Annotated in this window: 17 protein-coding genes; 4 read left to right on the top strand and 13 right to left on the bottom strand. The window is 37.3% G+C overall.

The features are described from left to right. Positions 1–4: 4 nt before the first annotated feature. Positions 5–1213, bottom strand: a complete 1209-nt coding sequence (locus tag IPL24_12295) for a T9SS type A sorting domain-containing protein (protein ID MBK8364415.1) — start codon at positions 1211–1213, stop codon at positions 5–7. A 157-nt stretch (positions 1214–1370) separates the two neighbouring features. Here IPL24_12295 and IPL24_12290 point away from each other — a divergent pair, with 157 nt between their 5' ends. Beyond that, a complete protein-coding gene (locus IPL24_12290) occupies positions 1371–2018 on the top strand; it encodes a SirB2 family protein (GenBank protein MBK8364414.1) in 648 nt (215 codons plus the stop codon). Positions 2019–2020: 2 nt separating this feature from the next. Further along, the gene (gene hflX / locus IPL24_12285) at positions 2021–3181 is read left to right on the top strand and encodes a GTPase HflX (GenBank protein ID MBK8364413.1); all 1161 of its coding nucleotides are present in this window, start codon (positions 2021–2023) and stop codon (positions 3179–3181) included. 236 nt (positions 3182–3417) lie between these two features. Here hflX and IPL24_12280 read toward each other — a convergent pair whose 3' ends face one another. The 4 genes from IPL24_12280 to IPL24_12265 all read right to left on the bottom strand — a co-directional run bounded on the left by IPL24_12280 (position 3418) and on the right by IPL24_12265 (position 9864). Beyond that, positions 3418–4341 (bottom strand): T9SS type A sorting domain-containing protein, encoded by a 924-nt coding sequence (locus IPL24_12280; protein ID MBK8364412.1) that lies wholly within the window; start codon positions 4339–4341, stop codon positions 3418–3420. A 126-nt stretch (positions 4342–4467) separates the two neighbouring features. Further along, positions 4468–6024 (bottom strand): LysM peptidoglycan-binding domain-containing protein, encoded by a 1557-nt coding sequence (locus IPL24_12275; protein ID MBK8364411.1) that lies wholly within the window; start codon positions 6022–6024, stop codon positions 4468–4470. A gap of 830 nt (positions 6025–6854) precedes the next feature. Beyond that, positions 6855–8453 (bottom strand): T9SS type A sorting domain-containing protein, encoded by a 1599-nt coding sequence (locus IPL24_12270; GenBank protein ID MBK8364410.1) that lies wholly within the window; start codon positions 8451–8453, stop codon positions 6855–6857. A gap of 121 nt (positions 8454–8574) precedes the next feature. Beyond that, a complete protein-coding gene (locus IPL24_12265) occupies positions 8575–9864 on the bottom strand; it encodes a hypothetical protein (GenBank protein ID MBK8364409.1) in 1290 nt (429 codons plus the stop codon). 577 nt (positions 9865–10441) lie between these two features. On the opposite strand from IPL24_12265, the gene IPL24_12260 reads away from it, so the two are divergent. Continuing rightward, on the top strand, positions 10442–10762 hold the full coding sequence (locus IPL24_12260) for a hypothetical protein (protein ID MBK8364408.1): 321 nt from the start codon (positions 10442–10444) through the stop codon (positions 10760–10762). 324 nt (positions 10763–11086) lie between these two features. On the opposite strand, the gene IPL24_12255 is transcribed toward IPL24_12260, so the two are convergent. After that, the gene (locus IPL24_12255) at positions 11087–11281 is read right to left on the bottom strand and encodes a twin-arginine translocase TatA/TatE family subunit (protein MBK8364407.1); all 195 of its coding nucleotides are present in this window, start codon (positions 11279–11281) and stop codon (positions 11087–11089) included. 143 nt (positions 11282–11424) lie between these two features. Beyond that, positions 11425–12687 carry a peptidoglycan DD-metalloendopeptidase family protein gene (locus IPL24_12250; protein ID MBK8364406.1) on the bottom strand — a complete coding sequence of 421 codons (1263 nt, stop codon included), beginning with the start codon at positions 12685–12687 and terminating at the stop codon, positions 11425–11427. A gap of 277 nt (positions 12688–12964) precedes the next feature. Here IPL24_12250 and IPL24_12245 point away from each other — a divergent pair, with 277 nt between their 5' ends. Continuing rightward, positions 12965–14515 (top strand): T9SS type A sorting domain-containing protein, encoded by a 1551-nt coding sequence (locus IPL24_12245; protein MBK8364405.1) that lies wholly within the window; start codon positions 12965–12967, stop codon positions 14513–14515. A 64-nt stretch (positions 14516–14579) separates the two neighbouring features. Here the strand turns inward: IPL24_12245 and cysC are convergent, their stop codons facing one another. The 6 genes from cysC to IPL24_12215 all read right to left on the bottom strand — a co-directional run bounded on the left by cysC (position 14580) and on the right by IPL24_12215 (position 21170). Next, the gene (gene cysC / locus IPL24_12240) at positions 14580–15284 is read right to left on the bottom strand and encodes an adenylyl-sulfate kinase (GenBank protein ID MBK8364404.1); all 705 of its coding nucleotides are present in this window, start codon (positions 15282–15284) and stop codon (positions 14580–14582) included. A gap of 94 nt (positions 15285–15378) precedes the next feature. Next, positions 15379–16323 (bottom strand): DUF4292 domain-containing protein, encoded by a 945-nt coding sequence (locus IPL24_12235; protein ID MBK8364403.1) that lies wholly within the window; start codon positions 16321–16323, stop codon positions 15379–15381. Further along, complete coding sequence (locus tag IPL24_12230) at positions 16301–18043, bottom strand: tetratricopeptide repeat protein (protein ID MBK8364402.1); 1743 nt, start codon at positions 18041–18043, stop codon at positions 16301–16303. The genes IPL24_12235 and IPL24_12230 overlap by 23 nt, the downstream gene beginning before the upstream one ends. A gap of 122 nt (positions 18044–18165) precedes the next feature. Then, on the bottom strand, positions 18166–19170 hold the full coding sequence (locus tag IPL24_12225; GenBank protein MBK8364401.1) for an NTP transferase domain-containing protein: 1005 nt from the start codon (positions 19168–19170) through the stop codon (positions 18166–18168). 24 nt (positions 19171–19194) lie between these two features. Next, positions 19195–19629: a dUTP diphosphatase gene (gene dut, locus IPL24_12220; GenBank protein ID MBK8364400.1), complete on the bottom strand. Its 435-nt coding sequence runs from the start codon at positions 19627–19629 to the stop codon at positions 19195–19197. A 23-nt stretch (positions 19630–19652) separates the two neighbouring features. Beyond that, positions 19653–21170, bottom strand: a complete 1518-nt coding sequence (locus IPL24_12215) for a polysaccharide biosynthesis protein (GenBank protein ID MBK8364399.1) — start codon at positions 21168–21170, stop codon at positions 19653–19655. Position 21171 lies beyond the last annotated feature (1 nt).

Below are 21171 nucleotides of genomic sequence, written 5' to 3'. Positions count from 1 at the left end.
TTTCTTACTTAAAAAATAAAAAAGGCGCCATAGCAATGAGCGCCTTTTTTATTTTTATCAGAATTCTTTTCTGAAATATATCATTGATCCTTATTCGAACAAAGTAAACTCCGGAAGTTAATCCCGACAAGCGCAATTCATAAGTCTCCTGTGTTGATTTCACCTGACTGAAAAGTAGTCTGCCTGAAATATCGTGAACTGCAATTTCAATAGTAGCATTTTCATTTTTGAAAGAAATATTTACTAAGTCATCAAAAGGATTTGGGTAAATAGCTACAATGTCATTATCCATTTCATTGTCAGAAACAGATGAGCACAAATTGCACGACTGAAAATAAGATATTGTCGTATCGGAATTTCTTGTTGTTTCAAAATCAATTCCTGACTGACAGTTTTGCTTAAGAACCGCATCGAGCCAGAGAGAAAGATATGAAAGAACTTTTTGCTGTTGAACTTCCCGGGAAATTGAAGGTGCCGGTGAACATGTTGCTTCACCTAAACTGCAATTAAAATTTGAATCACCCATCTGACAATGACTGGCACCATTTATTGAAATCAGATTTTTGCAGGGAGATTGAATTGCATTATACATCAACAATTGATTTGTTGCAACCGGAGTGATGCAATCATTTTCACCTGCTATCAATAATGCAGGAATAGTTAGTAAAGAAGCTGCAGTTACAGCAGAAGGATTTGTTTCAGCAGCTGCAAGATTTGCAATTGCTGTAATACCTGAATAAAATTGAGTCGATAAAAAACTTGCACCACCTCCCATGGAATGTCCCATGACGCAAGTAGCATCAGCAACACGATTGAAAAACAGATCTGCACCATTTAAGTTACTAAGTTGAATTTGTTCGGAGATAAACGCAATGTCCTTTCCGAAATCCAGGTGTGAGGGAGCAAAACCTGATTCCGTTGTTGGAAGTGCCATGATATATCCTTGTAAGACCAATGAATCCCGTAATGAAGAATAAGAACTTGTAGACATTACAAAACCATGTCCGAACACAAGAACAGGAAAATGAAACGTATCCGAAACAACTGAAACATTTGTTCCGGAAACATCGGCAGGATAATAGATATCACAAGTGATCGATCTGGTTCTTGAACTGTCAAAAAACGTTTCTGCCCGATGGCCGATTGAAGTATATTGACCGTGAACATTACTAGCCAGAATTATTATTATCAAAAGCGTAATTAATTTTTTCATATGATTATGTAACAATCCGGGTTTGTGAAAGTTTTCCCGGCGTGACAATTGTAGCCAATATTCCGCAAATACAAGCATTTTTGAGGAATGAAACTGCAATTCATTAATAGATTCCAGATTGGATTAGTTTTCCTATTTTTACCACAAACTACACCTAATGGACTCAAATTTACTTGCCCGGATTCACGGAATTTCTGTGATGCTTTTTTTACTGACGTATGTGATCAAGACTATTTTACTTTTTACGAGTAAAGATATGCTGGCAAACTACAGTAAAAAAACGAAGGTTCCAGAAATGATCATCAGCACACTTTTTCTTGTGACAGGAATCTGGCTGTTCGTAATTGTAGGTGGAATAAAGACGCTGTATATCATTAAACTTGTTTTTGTATTTCTGAGTATTCCGATTGCAATTGTTGCATTCAAGAAACAAAACAAAGGCCTGGCTTTACTTTCACTAGTATTGATCGTAGGAGCTTATGGAATGGCAGAAGCAGGAAAGAATAAACCGTTTATCCCGGCAAAAGTTGCACTGTCCGGAAATGCGACAGCAGAGAATAGTACAGGTGCAAAATTGTATTTTGAAAATTGCGCCTTTTGCCATGGTGCTGATGGAAAAAAATTATACCGTGGAGCTAAAGATCTTACGATCTCTCCCTTCGGTTACGATGACATTGTACAAATGGTCCGTGAAGGAAGCAAAGGAAAGATGCCCGGATATACTGTAACTCTCAGTGATGATGAAATTGCTGCTGTATCGAAATTTGTACAAAACTTAAAAACACCGATGGGTCCACAAGAATAATTATGAAAGAAACAGCGGTACTTGTAGGGTTGATCAATAAAAATCAGAATGAAGAACAAGTAAATGAATATTTGGATGAACTGGCATTTCTTGCAGAGACGGCAGGAGCTGAAACATTAAAACGTTTTACTCAGAAACTTGAGCATCCGGATTCAAGAACATTTATCGGTAGCGGTAAACTTGAGCAGATCCGTGTTTTCATGGTAGAGAATGATGTTAAACTTGCAATCTTTGATGATGAGTTAAGTGGTTCACAGATCAGGAATATTGAAAAGGTACTTGACTGCAGAGTTCTGGACAGAAACAATCTGATCCTTGATATTTTTGCAAATCGTGCACGAACAGCACAGGCAAAAGCGCAAGTAGAATTAGCACAATATCAGTATTTACTACCACGACTTACACGTATGTGGACTCACTTAGAGAAACAACGTGGTGGTATTGGTATGCGTGGTCCGGGTGAATCGGAGATTGAAACCGATCGCCGTGTAATTAAAGACAAGCTATCAAAATTAAAACTCAAACTGAAAGAATTTGAAAAGCAAAGTCAGACGCAAAGAAAGCAGCGTGGCGAAATGGTACGCGTTGCGCTTGTTGGATATACCAACGTCGGTAAGTCAACGTTGATGACTTTGTTAAGCAAAAGCGAAGTCTTTGCAGAAGATAAATTATTTGCAACTCTTGATACTACGGTACGCAAGATCGTTTACGACAGAATTCCATTTTTACTTTCAGACACTGTTGGTTTCATCCGTAAACTTCCGCATGATCTGATCGAATCATTTAAGTCGACGCTCGATGAAGTTCGCGAAGCTGATATACTTTTACATGTTGTCGATATTTCACATCCACAATTCGAAGATCAGATCAATGTTGTGAATCAAACTTTAGTAGACATTAAAGCAAGTGATAAAAAAGTTATTCTGGTTTTAAACAAGATCGATGCATACAAATGGGTTGAAAAAGAAGAAGATGATCTTACTCCGAGTACGAGAGAAAATATTTCTTTAGAAGAACTGAAACGCAGCTGGATGAGCCGGATTGATTTGAATTGTATTTTTATTTCTGCAGCTAAAAAAACTAACATTGAAGAATTGAGAGAAAAGATACTAAAAGAAGTTAAGGCTGTACATTACAAGAGGTATCCGAATGCAATACAATGAAGTGGAATGAAGTGGAATGAAGTGGAATGAAGTGGAATTAAGTGAAATGAAGTGGAATGAAGTGAAATGAAGTGGAATGAAGTGAAATGAAGTGAAATGAAGTGGAATGAAGTGGAATGAAGTGGAATGAAAAATAAAAAATTGCTTCATCAGTTACAAATAACAAATCACAAAAAAAGGGTCAAAACCCAACCTCAGTTGACCTTTGACCCTTTCATTTGAACTATTTTATAAACTTATCGTGTAACTGCAAATTGCTTTGCAATAATTATCTTTCCATTAGCATTCAATTTTACAATGTAATTGCCAATCGCTAAATCCGAGATCTCAATTGTTTCTTTTGAAGAATTCATTTTATCGGAACGAATCCAGCGACCGTTGTTGTCGAACAGGTCATAAGAAAGTGTTGCCGGGTTTCTCAGTTCAGCATCGAGGGTGATGAATGAAGAAGCCGGTGATGGATAAACAGAAAAACTTTTCACATCGCCGGAAAGCTCTTCTACTCCAACGAATCCTAATGCAGTCAATGAATCGATTACAAGTTCACTTTCATTTACAGTTGAACCGAGCGCCAATGCAGTATTTGCAGACTGCATGATTATTAAAGCTGTATCAGGTTGCACAGTGAAATCACGGAAATTCATTGTAACCATAAATTGGCGGTAAGTTGCAGATGCTTCAAGGGAAGTTATTCCGGCTGCAATTGTATCTCTTACAGAACCGTTTCTTTTTAAAAGAAAAACTTTCACAATACCTGAATCGCCACCTACGGGAATATATTTATACTGACCTGAATAGTATCTTGCTCTTGTTGTATCTGCATGACCTCCGCTGTATGCTAATGCAAATCCATTTAATGAAACAATACCATTTGTTGCAACTGCAGGTCCGGTTACATTGAATCCTTGAAACAGAATTACCGCAGATTTTAAATGTAATGAGTTAGCTCCTTCATACGGATCTAAACCTCTCCAGGCGGTCTGAACTCCACCGCTTGCTTTTGTTAAACTGTCACTTGTTGTCCAACCGGTTGGATATTCACCTGATCCGCCTGAAGCAGTAAACGATGTCCACGTTTCAAAACTTGGATTTAAGATTCCCTGGCCAAACAAAACAGATGTTGAAGCCATTAGAAATAAGAATAGTATTGATTTTTTCATAATTAGGATTTTGTATAACAAAAGTACGGATTTTAGCCGAAAGGTTGTATGACCCATCGGTCAAAAAATGAATCAAAAAAAAAGCACCCCTAAAAGGTGCCTTTTAAATATCTTTTGAGTAAATGATTACCCTTGAACCTTTACTTTGATTCGTGTACCTACCTTAAGGTCGTTGGACTGTAGTTGATTCATTTCTTTAATCTGGTCTACAGTCATCCCCTCATAACGTTGAGCAATTTTCCACAGTGTGTCACCGGGTGCTACAACATGATAAACAAAGCGGCTGCCGTTTGTTGAATCAGTGCTTTGATTTGCTATAAGAGTACTTGCAGGTTTTACAGTCTCAGTTTTTTCAGCAAGTTTAGCAGGAGCTTTTTTCTCAGGAACAAAAACTGTCAGGTATTGTCCTGCTTTTAGTCGTGTAGACTTTAAACGATTCCATTTTTTTAATTCTGTAACGGAACAAGAATATCGTTTTGCAATTGATTGTAAATTATCGCCTCTTCTTACTTTATGTGTTTTGCGGATCTCATCATTTCCATCAGAACTTACATTTACTTTTTCGCTTGATGCAAAAGTTGCAGTGTAGCTGTCTTCGGCAGGTTTGTATATCGAAGATAAATTAGCCAGATAAGTGTTGATCTTATTGGATGGAAGTTTTACAACCATTGGCTCATCAGAAACAGGAACGACACCACGTTTGTAAATCGGATTCAGATATTGAATCATGTCGAGTGGAGTGTTCGTTGCATCGGCAATAGCTTTCAATGAAACTTTCTGATCGACCATTACTGTATCTGCATCAAAGTAAGTAAGTGCAGGAGCGACAGGAGTAAGATTGTGTTCAGCCGGATAAGACATCAGGTAAGTAACAGCAATGAATGCAGGAACATAACCACGAGTTTCTTTTGGCAGGTAATTACAAATTTCCCAGAACGTTCTTTTACCTCCGCTGCGTGCAATTGCTTTGTTGACATTTCCTGCACCGCAGTTGTAAGCTGCAATTACTAAAAGCCAGTCGTTATAGATTGCATACATGTCTTTGAAATACTGACATGCAGCATAAGTAGATTTTTCAGGATCACGACGTTCGTCGATCATTGAATTAATTTTCAGATCGTATAATTTTCCGGTAGCAAACATAAATTGCCACAAGCCTGTTGCACCGCAATGTGAAACCGCCATTGGATTCAACGCACTTTCAACGATAGAAAGATATTTGAATTCAACCGGCAAACCCTGCTGATCGAGGATCTGTTCGTACATAGGAAAATACAAATTCGAAAGTCCCATTACTCTTTCCGTTAAGCCACGCTTACGAACCGCATACATATCAATGTAATCTTTCACCATTGAATTATATGTAAGAGGGATTGGTGTCTGGATTTTCTCCATTCGCTTTGCGATCACATCGCCCGAATAAACCGGCACTTCCTGCGGACGGAAATTACTTGACGTAAAACCATATGCTGAATTAGAGTTTAGTCGCTGAACGTAACTAAGGTTTAGTAAGCTATCAAGAGTTGCGGCAATCGGATCATAAGAATCCGGAATAACGTTTTGTTGTTCGTTGATCAACTGAGCGTTGACCGGTGCAATAGAAAACACCGATACAGAAAGTATCGCTGCGGATAAAAGTAAATTGGAAATTCGCTTCATGTATTGTCCCTTCTGTTTAAACACTGTTTCTACATAAATTTCAAGCTTTCGTGGGGTTGCAAAGATATGATTATCTGATAATTGACAATCCTGATACGATGAACGCCAAATGAATTTACAGCTAAAGCTTTGAGCTTCTTACAAATTCACAATTTGAAAAGCCTGTGTTTTGTGGAGATTACGAAGGTAGGTTCAAATTCTATGTTTTGTCTGAAGAACAGCCTTAACATTTATCGTTTTATGCTGAATATCAAACATTTACGGATATTGTTAAATTTGGATGGTAGTAAATGGAAGTTGGTGTTAGCTCTAAATTCTTTATTTCTGAGTAAATTTCAAATAGAAGCTTTTCTCTGTAGAAATCAAATTTCCCAGGTCAAAAATCGTCCGGAAAATTCAATCTCTGAGGATTGGCCTTAGGAAATAAAATAACCCAAAAACAATCCTAAAAGGAATTCACAAGGGGCAGAAAAATAAGTCAAAACTAAATCTCAATCTCGGAGGGACTTATATCAGTAGGCAAAGCCCGATCCCAGAGGGATCACATATCGGTAGAAAATTAAATAATGCACAAGCCCCGATCCCAGAGGGATCACATATCGGTAGAAAAATAAATAATGCGCAAGCCCCGATCCCAGAGGGATCACATAACGGTAGAAAAATAAATAATGAACAAGCCCCGATCCCAGAGGGATCACATATGAATCACCCCAAGTTTTCCAAAATTAAAAAATAAATATCCAGCCAAAAAAAAGCCCTCACAAAAATAAATTTCTGTGAGGGCCTTCGAAAAAAATAATATTAAAAAAATAAATTTTAATTAATGACAACCTTGTTCACCATTCACTCACCATTCAAAGAATAATAAATTTTTTTGATACAGGTAGTAATTCAATTCCATTTTCCAAACTCAAAAAGTAAATTCCCGAAGGTAAATCCACATCAAATGAATTAGAATTTCCTATCACTGCTTCTTCTAAAACTAATTCTCCAAAAACATTATAGATACGACATACAGTGTTAAAATAATTTTCTCGCACTAAATTAAATTTGCCGTAATTCGGATTAGGGAATATTTTTACTTGGCTTTCCAAATCTCCGTTATTGTCAACTGCTGTCATGCACAGAGTTGTTTCTGTAATAGAAGATGTGGCATCATACATAATCATTGAAACATCGGTAAGTGGTGCAACCATTTCAATTACAGAATCATCTACCTCCGAAATGCTAAGGGTAAATGACGAATCGCTAAACAAATAAGGAGTTTCAAAACATCCACTATATCCTGTTAAGTCTGTCTTCACAATATAAAAATCCCCTTCCATACTTTGATATGATGGACTATGATCGCCTGCATTAACAATATAATTATTGAGAACTGCAGAAACACCAAATCGCGTTCCATTTGTTAAACCATATGTAGAAACAGAAGATACATTTCCGCTTAAGTCAATATTAAAACCAACGGCTACGTCAGAGTTCGAAGTCCCGACCAATCCAGTTACTGAAAAACTGCCATTCGGTAATTGATTTATAGTTGCCGGAACTTCTGAATTGATGGTTCCAATTAGTTTTGACCAAACAACATTTCCTATGGAATCTGTTTTTAAAAACAGAAAGTCGCTACTACCAAGCCCCACACTTTGTGTATATGTAAATACCATATAACCCCCATCAATCGTTTCTCTAATCCTAGACCTGTTACCTTCGAAGCCCGGCAATAAGATTTGTTTGCTCCATAATAATTGCCCTGTTGAATCAAGCTTTCCGAAATAAATATCTGTGTTCGCCGGAAAATTATCTATCAATCTGTCTCCTGAAAATGCGATTCCGCCATCGCTTGTAATTGAAAAATCGTGAAATTCATTATCCAAAGTATCGTATAAATATTTACTCCAAACCACATGTCCATTATAATCAAGTTTCGTAAAGAAAAAATCCTGGAATGTGCCGGTTTGAGTATTATTTAATGTTCCACCGGTATAAATACTTCCGTTGTAATTTGAAAGTGAATAAAGATAAATAGTGGGTAAATTAAATGAATAGATCTTTGACCATACTAGGTTTCCATTTGAATCAGTTCTAAAAATAAAACTGCTGTTGTCACCCCATGATGAATCCGATAAAGTACCGGCTACTACATAATTGTTATCTGGCAAAAGCAACGAGGCAGTAGCATCATTATTGGTCGGCGTATACGCATATAGTTTAAACCAAAGAAGGTTTCCATCGGTGTTTGTTTTTAGAACCGCTGCCGAAGATGTTTGTTGAATAAAATCTTTTGTATTCCCGCTTAACACAATGTTTTCACTTGAGTCAAGAAGTATCGAATAAATATGATCTTGAACAAGAACGCCAGGTACAGAATGATTATATGTTTTCTGAAAAGTAGATTGACACCAGGACAATTGTGCCAAAAGCAACAAAAACAAAAGTAAAATTATACTTTTCATACTGGGAATATATTAAAAGACTTCATCAAAAATAACAAACAATTTCAATTGGCAAACATTTTCGAATTATTTTAATTCGGTTTTTGATCCTAAATCTTTAAAAAACTAAAATAGAGTCAATTTAATTAATAATTTTCACTTTCCCCCGCCCAAACAATCTCCTCTCAACTTTTATCTTCCCATTGTTTTTGAATTTGATCACAGCACTCGAAAGCAAGATCAATTTTCCACCACTCTTCACCTCTATCGTCCCATCCCATCCATCTTCGCAATCATTTGCAACAGTTCCGCTGATGATCAGCGTTGAACCTTTTTCAACTACGATCTTTGAACGCTGTGGCATGGATAAATGGCATTCAAAATTTACTGTGGCTTTATTACGGATGAAAATATCTTTGTCCCACTTCATTTTGAAATCCCATTCTTCATCGGATGTAATGATCCACGCATTGCTTGAATCATATGTACATGATGTTACATAACGCGATGCATTTTTCACTGACAATGCACGATGACATTTTGCGATCTGCAGCGGCGACAAATAAGATTCATCGCGGAAGCCGCCGTGTAAATTGTTGGTGACTTTATCAGCAGTATCTTTGTTTACATCATACTCCCACGGAAATACTTTTGTTGGTGCTGTGTGCGGAGCATTTCCGGGATACGGTGTTCCGAATACATCGGGAAACCAATCGCCGGTGTCAGGATCAGTACCCATTGCTTTGAGTGTTCCGGCACAACCGCCACCGAGGTAAGTATGACACAGATCAAAGATGTGTCCGATCTCATGCGCCATTTCTGTTGCCGATGCATAATTACTTCCGGGACTCCACGACCAGATGCCGGGCATTACGACTCCTAAATTTCCTTTTGTATCATATGATACACCTCTTGTTGCATAAGCAAGTCCGTGTCCGGCTTCGGTGAGAAATACATTCAGATACTGCAATCGTTCGGGATCATTTTTTGTGAGATAAGAAAGCAAGCCTTGAACATTTGCAGATTTATTGAGTGTGCTGTTTTTGTAAAAATAAATTCCTTTCAATTCAAGATCGATGAATTTACTTTTCAAATCTGTTACACCTTGAATAGGATCGGATGGCTTTGAGTTTTTTGCGTATAAATTTTTTACATACCCGAAAAGTGTTCTGAGTTCTTTCAGGTGTTCCTCTGAATCGGTGTATCCATTTCCACCGGTATCATTCTGCATGATGATCAGATTTATTCCTACGGTTTTAAGCGGACTGTTTTCATGCGGCAGATAAGTCGCTACTTTGCTGTATATATTTTTCCATGCTGATGATGAGCGGTTGCAGGAAGTATCTGAAGTATTCTTCGATGCAACAGTTTGCTGAGCGAACGATTGGTTGAATGTCAGGATAAAGAAAAAAAGAAGGATTCGTTTGAACACAGGGGTTGGATTGAGTTATCAAATTTAGGTATTTCTTGTAGGTGAAAGTGTGCATTTGTGATAGGTAATTTATTTCCCGCAGAATTGCGCAGAGTTCGCAGAAAATCCGCAGAGATCTCTGCGAGATCATAAATCAATGTTGAATTTCATAAAAGGAAAATTTTCCAACAAATAAATACAATTCCGCAGGAATTTCTGCGGATTTTCTGCGTACTCTGCGAACTCTGCGGGAAAGAATTCTGTGTGTTTTTTCTCCCGCAAATCCAGTAGTCACGACTGATATCAAGATTGAATCTAATCTCCAAGACTGCGCATCCCTTGATCTTGGCCTTCTAACCCAATTCGACCCCATTTCCACCGCTTTCAACCCGCCATTCACTCCCCCAAACCCTCGATTGACTGCCACTACATGCCGATTGACTTAAAATAATGGACAAAGGCCCGTCAATACGGTATTTTCGAATTGTCTTTCTACTACATGTGTTGCGTCTGCTGTAGCAACACATTCTCAAAAAAACCATTTACCGAATACTGTACGTACGTCTGTACGGGCAGGATCACAATTCAATCTAGCACTATGGAAACTGCGCTACTTGGGCTTGCTTTGCCCGAAGTTTTAGAAAAATTAAAAGAGATGTTACTACGAAAAGGTTTCATAGTACAGACTCTGAATTCATCAGTTGTCATTGCTTATCAGGAAGGAAACTGGTTACGGAAAGCCCGTCAGTTAGTATTTGAGATCAGCACGGTTAATCAGAATGTAACCAGAATAGACATTACAGCAATTATAAACAGTACTAAAAACAACCGTCAGGAAGAAGAACTGATCGAAGAAACTTATGCAAGCGCCATTTACAACAATTTCACAAACATCCTCCAGCCACATGGGATTAGATGATATCACACCCCATTTGAATAAGATTGCAACCTTATACCTGAAAAATAATAAGCGAAAAGTCGGATGTTTATTTGTAGAAAACGAAATGTCAACTACAGAAAAGTACGATCGGGATCAGATCATTTATTTCATCAGTGTACAAAAAGGGAAAAAACTGATTTCGGAATTAGAAAGTCGGGACCATAAAGCACTGGAACCATTTCGGGAAGAGATTCCGGTGGACATGATCGAAAGAATCAGAAGCTCAAAGTAAAAGATTTCGGATTGCGGATTTCGAATTGCGGATTGAGCTTCAATCAGAAATTCGAAATCCGCATTCAGAAATTATTTTTTTAACTCGTCGTCCTTTGTAGGGGACCCATCTTTAGCATCTTTAAATTCTCTGATTCCTTTTCCAAGTCCACGGGCAAGTTCAGGAATTCTTTTGCCTCCAAAAAAGATGAGGATAACAACTACTAAAAGAAAAATTTCTCCGCCGCCAAGACCGCCTAGAAATCCAAGTAAAATCGATGAGATCATTTTGATTTGATTTATGGTTCTTTAAACCGTTGCAAATGTAAAGAAAAATCCTGTCAGAATCGTGAGATTTATCCTTTCATTTACCTTAAATGATGATTTAAATTATACTATTGATTGTTAAATATCCGTTTTTCTTGTTGAAACTATCTTTTTGAGGCAATCCAGTTTTCAGGATCCATTTTATTACTTCCGCGCCAAACCTCCAGGTGAAGCTCCGTTTTGTCGTCTTCCTCATCGGTTTGAACGACTCCTAAAGGCTGACGGGTTATGACTTTGTCGCCGGCTTTTACATAAACTTGTTCAAGATTGGAGTACAATGTAAAGTATTCACCATGCTGAATTAACACAGCATACTTATCGACTACGAGTAGAACACGGATAACTTTTCCTTCGAAGATCGATCTTGCTTTTGCGCCTTTACCGGAGTTGATGTTTACACCATTATTATTCACCACAACATCTTTCCAGACAGGATGAGAATGTCGTCCGAAGGATGAACTGATAATTCCCTGTTCAACCGGCCAAGGTAAACGACCGCGATTGCTTTCGAAATCGTTACTGAGTTTGATTGTTTCCGGAGTGTTAGACAAAACAGCGGCACCCGGATTAGGAACTTCTGTTTTTCGTTTGCTTGCGCTTGCACCTGAATTCGACTGACGTTTCGTTGCAGCCTTTGCCATCTCAATTTCTTTCCTGATGATGTCTTCGATCTTATCTGCGAGTTTTTGTTCCTGACGTGCTTTCTCTTTTAATTCCGCACGCAATCTTTTCTCGCGCGAAGTCAGATTATTGAGCATGTGCACTTGCTCTTTCTTCTCTTTATCAAGTTGTTTTTTCTCACGTTCCTGAGAAGTAAGTAATTGCTTTTTATCTTGCTTTACTGTCTGCAGTTTTGTTTTCTTCCCATTAAGTGAATCCTGCGTCTCCACGATCTTGTCGTGCTGACGTTCACGATACTTGCTTAACTGTCGCAAGTATTGCATGCGTTTAAATCCCTGGTTAAAACTTTCTGCAGAAAAAACAAACATCAATTTAGAAAAGGTACTTTGATTCCTATACGCGAAATAAAGCATCTGTCCATATTGCTTTTTCAGATTGACCATTCTCGAATTCAAGGAATCAATATTTGTACTTACAGCACCGATCTCCGTTTCCACGGAATTGATTTCCGTGTTGATGGTAGAAATAAGTTCAGACCGGTAGGTGATCTTTTTGTTCAGAGTCACTAACTGATTCAATGAAGCAGATTTATTTTTCTTCGTTTGTTTTAAAAGCTGGTTAGTATATTCAATATCTTTTTGAATCGCATTCTTCTTCTTTTCCAGTTCCTTCTTCGATTGACCGTAAGAAACCCCTGAAAAAAGCATAACCATCCAAACCACTGAGAAAAAGCGGATTAGAAGCAATTTTTGCTTGCTTTTGTTAAAATTAAAGGAAAACGCAGAAACGGAATGCATTGATTTCTATAGAATGTCAGGTCGTTTTTAACGCACAAAATTGAGAAAAGTTGGGGATTTTTTGAAGTCCAAAAGTTAAAAGTCAAAATGGGACGGGGTATGATAAGGACAAAGGGTTAGGGTGTTAAAACAAAACTTAAATCCTTTCAAAGAACGTATTCGCCAATTAATACTAGCTTTAAATGAAAGAATTTCATTCCTTGGAAGACTTTCGAAATACAAATCGATGAAATCCAATCTATCAATTGTTTCTGTTTTTCTTTTGACCATTCAGGCTTTGTATTGTTCAGGCCAGACAAATTCAAAATATACTCAATCCCCAACTTCCCATTTCAATATTATTAAAGCAAATGGAGGTGGATATTATGCTTTAAGTACAAACGATTCAACAAATCTCATCCGGCTAACTGAAGACTTGAATGTGATCTGGTCAAAGAAATTAAATACAACGCCAAAGTATATTAACTCAAATTTATATCAGGGAGAAAGCACAAATTTATATGTATGGGGCGATTCTCTCAGTGTTGTCCAGCATGGGTTTCCGGTTGGGGGTAGCTATTTTAAATTAGACAGTGCAGGAAATATTCTTCATTTTACTTCTTTTGACAGAGGAATTTTTGCGCAGAATTTTATTGAACACAGTGCCGATGAGTTGCTGATAAGTGGATTACACATTGTAGGAAATGGTTCTATAGATATTGACTTTCTTAAGTATGATTCATCCGGTACAAAAATCTTTTGTAAGGAACGAGGGTTTACAACCTATTCAAGATTCAGTGTGAACTTTTTGAAAACAACAAATAATTTATATCGGTTAGGCGTAGAACCGGATGGCGCAGATGGATTTATGGCCATTTATGAATTTGATCAGATAGATGAAAGATGGAATAAATTTAAAACATTTCAGTTTTCTACAGGCGTTCTCACAGGAACAAATTTAATTGAGCTACCAAATGGAAATTATTTTTTTTCAAATTGCGGGTATGACTTTCCAAATAGCAGTAGCAATTATTTTTGTATAATGGACACAGGATTTAATATTTTAAGACAGCGTTCCTATCAGTTTAATTATATTCCAAATACTACAAGCAACGATCTGAGAATATCTATGCAAGCAATGAGCACAGACAGTCAGATTGTTATTTTTGGGAAAACCAGTTCTAACCCTAGTTCTCTTTGCTTATTTAAGCTCGACCTCAATTTGGATATTATCTGGTCAAATTCTTTTGAAGGAGGAACTGATTCCTGGCCAAATGCGATTCTGAATACTTCAGACGGAGGTTTCCTTTTATCATATACCAAAAGTAATTCGAATTATTTGATCAAAAGTGATTCGATTGGTCAAATTAATTGTATGCAACAATTCCCGATTAATATTTCAACTTCTTCACTTTTACCAAATGTATATGATATAAACTTTATCACAGACAATGTCAATGCAAATTACCCGCCTGATACGATGACCTACACAATCGATTCATCATATTTCTTTTTAGACGACTTCTGCAACTTAGTAAATGTAAATAAACCTATTTCAGAACAATCTTATTCCATTTCAATTAAAAATAACCTTCTTCAGGTCAAAATTAATGATGAATCATTGACTATAAAACAAGTTCAACTATTTAATCTGTATGGCCAGGTTCTATTCAATGAGAAATTTAATGGATTCTATTACAATAAAATTATTCCGGAAATAAAAACAGGAATTTATATTATCCGAATTAAAAATGGCGGAGAAATTTTTACGAAAAAAATATTTATAAATTTCGAATAGTGATACCAATTATACAAAATATCTGCGCCTTCATCTGCGGAAATCTGCGGGAAATAAAAACACCCTACTTCTGCTTCCGATAAAAATCCAGAATCTTCACAGTACATTCTTTAATGGACATTGTTGCAGTTTCAACAACTACTTCAGGTTGTGAAGGTGGGAAATAAGAGTCGGAAATTCCGGTAAAGTTTTCCAGTTCACCGGCAATGGCTCTTTTGTAGAGTCCTTTTGCATCACGGTCGATACATACCTGCAAGTCAGTGGAAACATATACTTCAATAAACTTTGCGCACATATTTCTGATTTCATTCCGAACATCATCGTATGGAGATATGAGTGCAACAATTACTATGTTTCCCTGTTTCTCAAACAAAGAAGCGATAAAGCCGACATTCAGATTATGCTTTCTTCTTGAATCTCTGTCATATCCGGTTTGACGGATAGCGTGTCTAATTTCATCGCCATCGAGCAAAACAGGAACTACACCTTTTGCTTTAAACTTTTCCATCAGGTTTTTTGCAATGGTAGTTTTTCCGGAGCCGCTTAATCCTGTTAACCAGATCACAGCAGGTTTTGCTTTGAAACCAACTACTTTGTGCCACACTGAATCAAAGAAGTAATAAGACAAGATCTTGAACATTGAATCAAGTATACCGATTGAAAGTGCCTTCTTAAAACTTCCTGTAAGATAAAATGCAACGCATATTGTGATCGATGAAGAGTAACACCGGTAGACAATTGATTTGACAATGTTTGTTTTGTTGAACAAGTATTAAGCGTGATTAGTAAATGTAAAAATAAAAAAAAATAGCTTGATGCCTGTAAATTATAGAAAAATCAGTTCTGTTATCTAATTTAAAGTTTTATTTCAAGTCATATTTCTCCGGCACAGAAAACGGCAACGACAATGAATCCACCTGCGACACTTTTGAGTAATTGATCTTCATGATCGTTGGTGTTGTTCCGGAAATTGTAAGCACAAGATTGCTTGGGAACAATGAACCGCTTACATCGGTAAATTCTTTATAAGTTGCTTCAACAAATCGATCAAGTTTATCGTCAGTGATCTTTGATTTTGCTATTCTGTAATTGCCATCGATCCAGAAATCCTGAATGACAGGTTTAGTTGGATCCTTTTCTTCAGAAGCTCTTCTTACCTGACGCTTGTTGAGTGAACTCAAAATAATATAAGGCTCTTCCTCGTAAATTGATTTTAGTTTTTCTTTCTCCAGATACTGAAAATAATTTCCAACGATCACAGATTGCAACATATCGAAATTAACATTCGTCCGGAGCATTTCGCCAAAATAATTGATATCCCGTTTAAGTACAGTTTTATGTACACGATCAAGCATGAATACACTGTCTGTTGTTACCATCAATCGCGCAGCTTCAATCCCAAGCAGCGGTGTAATGGAGATCCAAACAGCGCTATCTTTTTTCATTCTCAGATTGATGTCGAAACTTTTAGTATCGCCGGTACGATCAGTATAATCGACACTTGCTTTCGCCGTCAGGTTATTAAACTGAAACTGATGAACAAGCACACTATCAAAAACCTGGATGACTTCTTCGCCTTTGATTTTTGTTAAAGCGGAAGGAGACTCGACGATTTTCTTAGACGACTTACAGGAAACAAAAAGAAACAGAAGGTGAAAAGTGAAAAGTGAAAAGTGAAAAATATTTCTGCGGATATTCTGCGTATTCTGCGCAAGTCTGCGGGAAACATTTCCGGATCTAATAACCAGGATCCGAAATTTTTTCAATTTAAATCGTACCATCAGATTATTCAAAAATCCGTTTTTCAAGAATCTTTCTTTCTAAAAAATCAGATGCGCCATCACCTGCGGCTTTGGCTTTTTGCCAGTATTCGAGAGCTTTTACATTATCACCAAGATGAAACACAACATCACCATAATGTTCAAGGACAGTTGCGCTCTTATCGCTGCCGTTAGCAAGGGATTTTTCTATCCAGATCTTCGCATCAGAATATTTTCCTTGTTTGTACATGATCCATCCGTATGTATCTTCATAAGAAGATTGATTTGGTTCAAGTTCATTCGAAGTTTTCGAAAGTTGCTCAGCACGATCAAGTTTTTCATTTCGTTCTGAAAGGAAGTATGCATAGTTGTTCATCACATTTGCATCTTTAGGATCCAGCACGAGAGCTTTTTCAAAACTCTCATCGCTCTTTACAAAATCGCGGATCTCATTATATGCTTCACCCAGACTGGAAAGAAAATTTGTTTCAAGTCTTTTGTCGTCCACAACTAATTTCACTCCGGTGTTTAAAGTTGAAATGGCATCGTTGTATTTTTTATTCTGAATATTTGCAAAACCATTAAAGTAATAAGTGATTGGTTGTTCAGGAAAGAGACTCATTGCCTCCGCGCTTTCAGATAAAAGAGATTTCCAGTCGGCAAGTTGAACATAAATAAACATCAACTGATTATAAACCAGAAAATCTTTCGCACCTAATTCTTTTGCTTTTGAATACTCAACTTTAGCTTCTTCCCACTTTTTATCTCTCATAAGGAAGTCACCATACACAGTATGTGCAAGCGGCTCATTAGCATTTGCCTGCACAAGTAGCTGACACATTTCAAGTGCCTGTGGTTTTAGTTCAGGATGAATTTCTATCAAAGAATAATAAGAACTGAGAATACTGATCTTAGTACCGATATCCAGTTCTTTATTCAAGAATGCTTTTTTCAATTCTTCGACAGACTTTTCTTTTTCGCCACCGTTGCGATAGAAATCCGCTAACGATAAATGCACATAAGGATTATCAGGATCAATAGCTAAAATCTTATTGTAAGTATCCAGTGCCAGATCCTTTTTACCCATTGCCTGATAGATCTCTGCCTTCATACCATAAGCTTGTGAATCTTTCGGATCGAGTGCAATAAGTTTATCTAATTCTTCAATGGCTTTTTCATTCTTATTCATTCGCTGATAAATGCGCGATTTTTGCATTGTAACTTCGCGTGTAATACCAACCTGTGATTCGAGTTTATCATACACTTTAATTGCATCAGCAGGTTTTTCGGCATAAAGAAGTGCAGAAGCCCATTCATAATAGAAGTCAGGTTTTGTTGGTGCGTCAGCAACAGCTTTTTCCAGAATTGTTGCTGCTTCAGTAAACTTTTTATTTTTCTGTAAAAGTTCAGTGTAGGTTAAAATATACCAGCTATTCGTTTTGTCGAGTTGATAAGCACCTTTTGCAAAATATATTGCATCAGCAAATTTCTTTTGTTCGCTGTAAATATTTGCCAGCTCATACATTGCTGCTGCATTATTCGGATCTTTTCTGATTACCTCAGAAAACAATCCTGCAGCATTTTCCAGATTACCTAAGATCTTTTCTTTGTTTGCATTGAAGAATGCATAAGTAACTTCTGCACGTTGCGCATCAGACATTTCAGTTTTTGGTTGAGACGTCTTCGCCGGTGTAGTAGTAGCAGTTTGTCCGCCCTTACAACCAGCAAGAAGCACAACTGATAGAGAAAATATAAGAAATCTGTTCATTTTTTTGAGATTCGTAATTTGAATTTATTTCCCGCAGTCCCGATAGCTATTGGGATACGCAGAATATCCGCAACATCCGCAGAACTATCCTTCATTATTAATTATCTATTATATATTATTAATTAAGAAATGTGTGTTGAATAATCGCTAAGACTAAGTTGTTCAGCTGAATTATTGTATTCGACTGAATTTCCCAACATAGAATTATCAATTACACTGTTTTTAATTTTTGAATTCGTTTGAATGATGCTGTTCGACACAACTGAGTTTTCAATTTTCGATCCGGCACCAAGTGAAACGTGCGGTCCAACAATTGAATTTTTCAATTCAACATTTTCTCCGATATAACATGGTTCGATTATAATGGAATTATCTTTTTTTACTGAAGAAGAGATCATAGCTGCCGAGCGGTTCATTTCAAGTACGCGCTTGTTAGTATAAACAGTAGCATCTTTATTTCCGCAATCCAGCCATTCATCAACTTTACCCGGAACGAATTTCGTTCCTTTTTTCTTCATATTTTCTAAAGCATTTGTTAATTGATATTCACCTTTTTCTTTGATGTTATTATCAATTAAATATTGCAATTCTTTATTCAGGTAATCGCCGTCTTTGAAATAGTAGATACCGATGATTGCCAGATCAGAAATAAATTCCGTAGGTTTTTCAACGAAATCAGTAATTGTTCCGGTTGAATCTAATTTTACCACACCAAACATTCTTGGATCTTCGATCTTATTGACCCAGATCACGCCTTCCTGTTTATCGTCGATCTTAAAATCGGCGCGGAAAAGAGTGTCTGCAAAAGCCACGATGACCTTACCTTTTAACGCATCTTTTGCACACAATATTGCATGTGCAGTACCAAGAGGTTCGTCCTGGTGATGAATCGTTCCTTTTGCTCCCAGTTTTTCTGCGATTGCGATCAGGTTTTTCTCGGCTTCTTCACCAAAGTCACCAATTACAAAAGCGATCTCCTCTACTTTTTCAGCACATACTTTAATAATATCTTCCACCAACCATTGCACGATGGGTTTTCCGGCAACCGGAATTAAAGGTTTTGGAACTGTAAGCGTATGTGGACGCATTCTTTTGCCCATTCCGGCCATTGGTACAATAATTCTCATTCGTGTTTTTTATTCGTTTATAATTTATTTTGTTCCTGTTGATCCAAATCCCCCCGCTCCTCTTTCACTTTCCTGGAGAGATTCTGTTGGTGCCCATTCTGCTTTTTCATGACGGGCAATTACAAGTTGAGCAATTCTTTCACCATCATTAATAATAAATTCCTCGTTTGACAGATTGACTAAAATGACTTTTATTTCGCCTCTGTAATCTGCATCAATTGTTCCCGGAGAATTCAGAACAGTAACTCCTTTTTTAGCAGCAAGTCCTGACCTTGGTCTGACTTGCGCTTCAATTCCTGCCGGCAATTCAATGAAGAGACCCGTTGGAACGATTGTGCGCTCCAAAGGTTTTAGAGAGACCGGATCAGTAATGAACGCACGGATATCCATTCCCGCAGCATGCAGGGTTTCGTAAGAAGGCAATGGATGATGGGATCTGTTGATGATACTGATTTTCATGGTTTTGTTTTCTATAAAAGTGGTCATTTTTCCTCTGAAACCTTGCGAAGGTAACCATTTTTATTCCTCACTTGAAGGTATGCTAAAATTATGAAGATGAGCAGTATGAAACAATTAATTAGTACGTAAAAGACTTTTCCGGGTTGAATTGATGTATGAATAAGATCGCCGGCAAGCCATAACACTATTGATATCGCTATGAAGTAAAAGAACGGGCCAATCCTGTATGGCACCGGATAAACTTTTTGTCCAAGGAAATAGGAGATGATCATCATCAACGCATAGCAGATCAGAGTAGTCCATGCCGCACCCATGTAGCCCATTGAAGGTATTAGCGCGAAATTGAAAACAAGAGTGATGACTGCACCGATCAAAGACAGAATAGCACCCCAACGTGTTTTAGATGTTAGTTTATACCAGATGGAGAGATTGTAAAATACTCCCAGACATAGATTCGCCATCAACAGAATCGGAACTACCGGAAGTCCGGAGCGGTAATCTTTTCCGATAAATGTCTGAATGAAATCCATAAAGAGCATTATTCCCAGAAAGATGAAAGCACAAACGATAACGAAGTAATGCATAACATCTGCATAAGTTTTCTGCGGATTTTCTTTTGTGGAATGACTGAAAAAGAAAGGTTCGGCAGCGTAACGGAAGGTTTGAATAAAGAGCGTCATTAAAATAGAAAGTTTATAACATGCTCCATAAATTCCTAACTGAGCCATTGCAGTGGATTTATCTGCGATGAGATAAGGAATAAGAACCCTGTCGAATGTTTCATTGATCATACCTGCAAGTCCGGCGATCATCAATGGAAAAGAATAGATCATCATTTCTTTCCAGAGTTTTGTATCGAATGACCATTCGATTTTTAAAAAGTCCGGAAGTAGCATGACCAAAACAATGAGAGATGAAATTGCATTGAAAACAAAAACATAACCGACACCGAAATCAGGATAATATATTGAGGCGATGAATGAATCAGGATTTGATTTTAGTATCCATGGACAAATGAGAAAGAAGAAAACATTCAATCCGATATTTACAAAAATGCTAACGAGTCGAATGAAAACAAATCGCTTCGCGCGGTTTTGCTGACGAAGCATTGCAAACGGAATTGCAGATATGGCATCGAATGCAAGTACTCCTGCAAAGAGAGCGATATAGACCATAGGACTTTGTCCTGCTACAGGCGCTGTATCAGGACTACCTATTAATCCGGAAAGTTGCGGAGCAAAAAGAATGATCAATCCACCAAGAACGACTGATGAAAAAATAATGGAGATCAATGAAGTGCAGTATACTTTAGGATTTCCTTTTTCAGACTGGAAATATCGGAAGAAAGAAACATCCAGGCCATAAGTAAATAAGACAGTCATCAGAGCAATGAAAGAATACAGTTGTGTAACAACCCCATACTCTCCGGCTTCAAATACGCGAGTGTAAATCGGAACTAAGAGATAATTCAATAGCCTTCCAACAATACTGCTTAGTCCGTAAATGGCGGTTTGGCCGGCTAGTTTTTTATAGATGCTCAAT

The organism is Bacteroidota bacterium, from assembly GCA_016711505.1.
GTDB lineage: Bacteria > Bacteroidota > Bacteroidia > AKYH767-A > 2013-40CM-41-45 > JADKIH01.
This window is presented reverse-complemented; position numbering and strand designations above follow the sequence as displayed.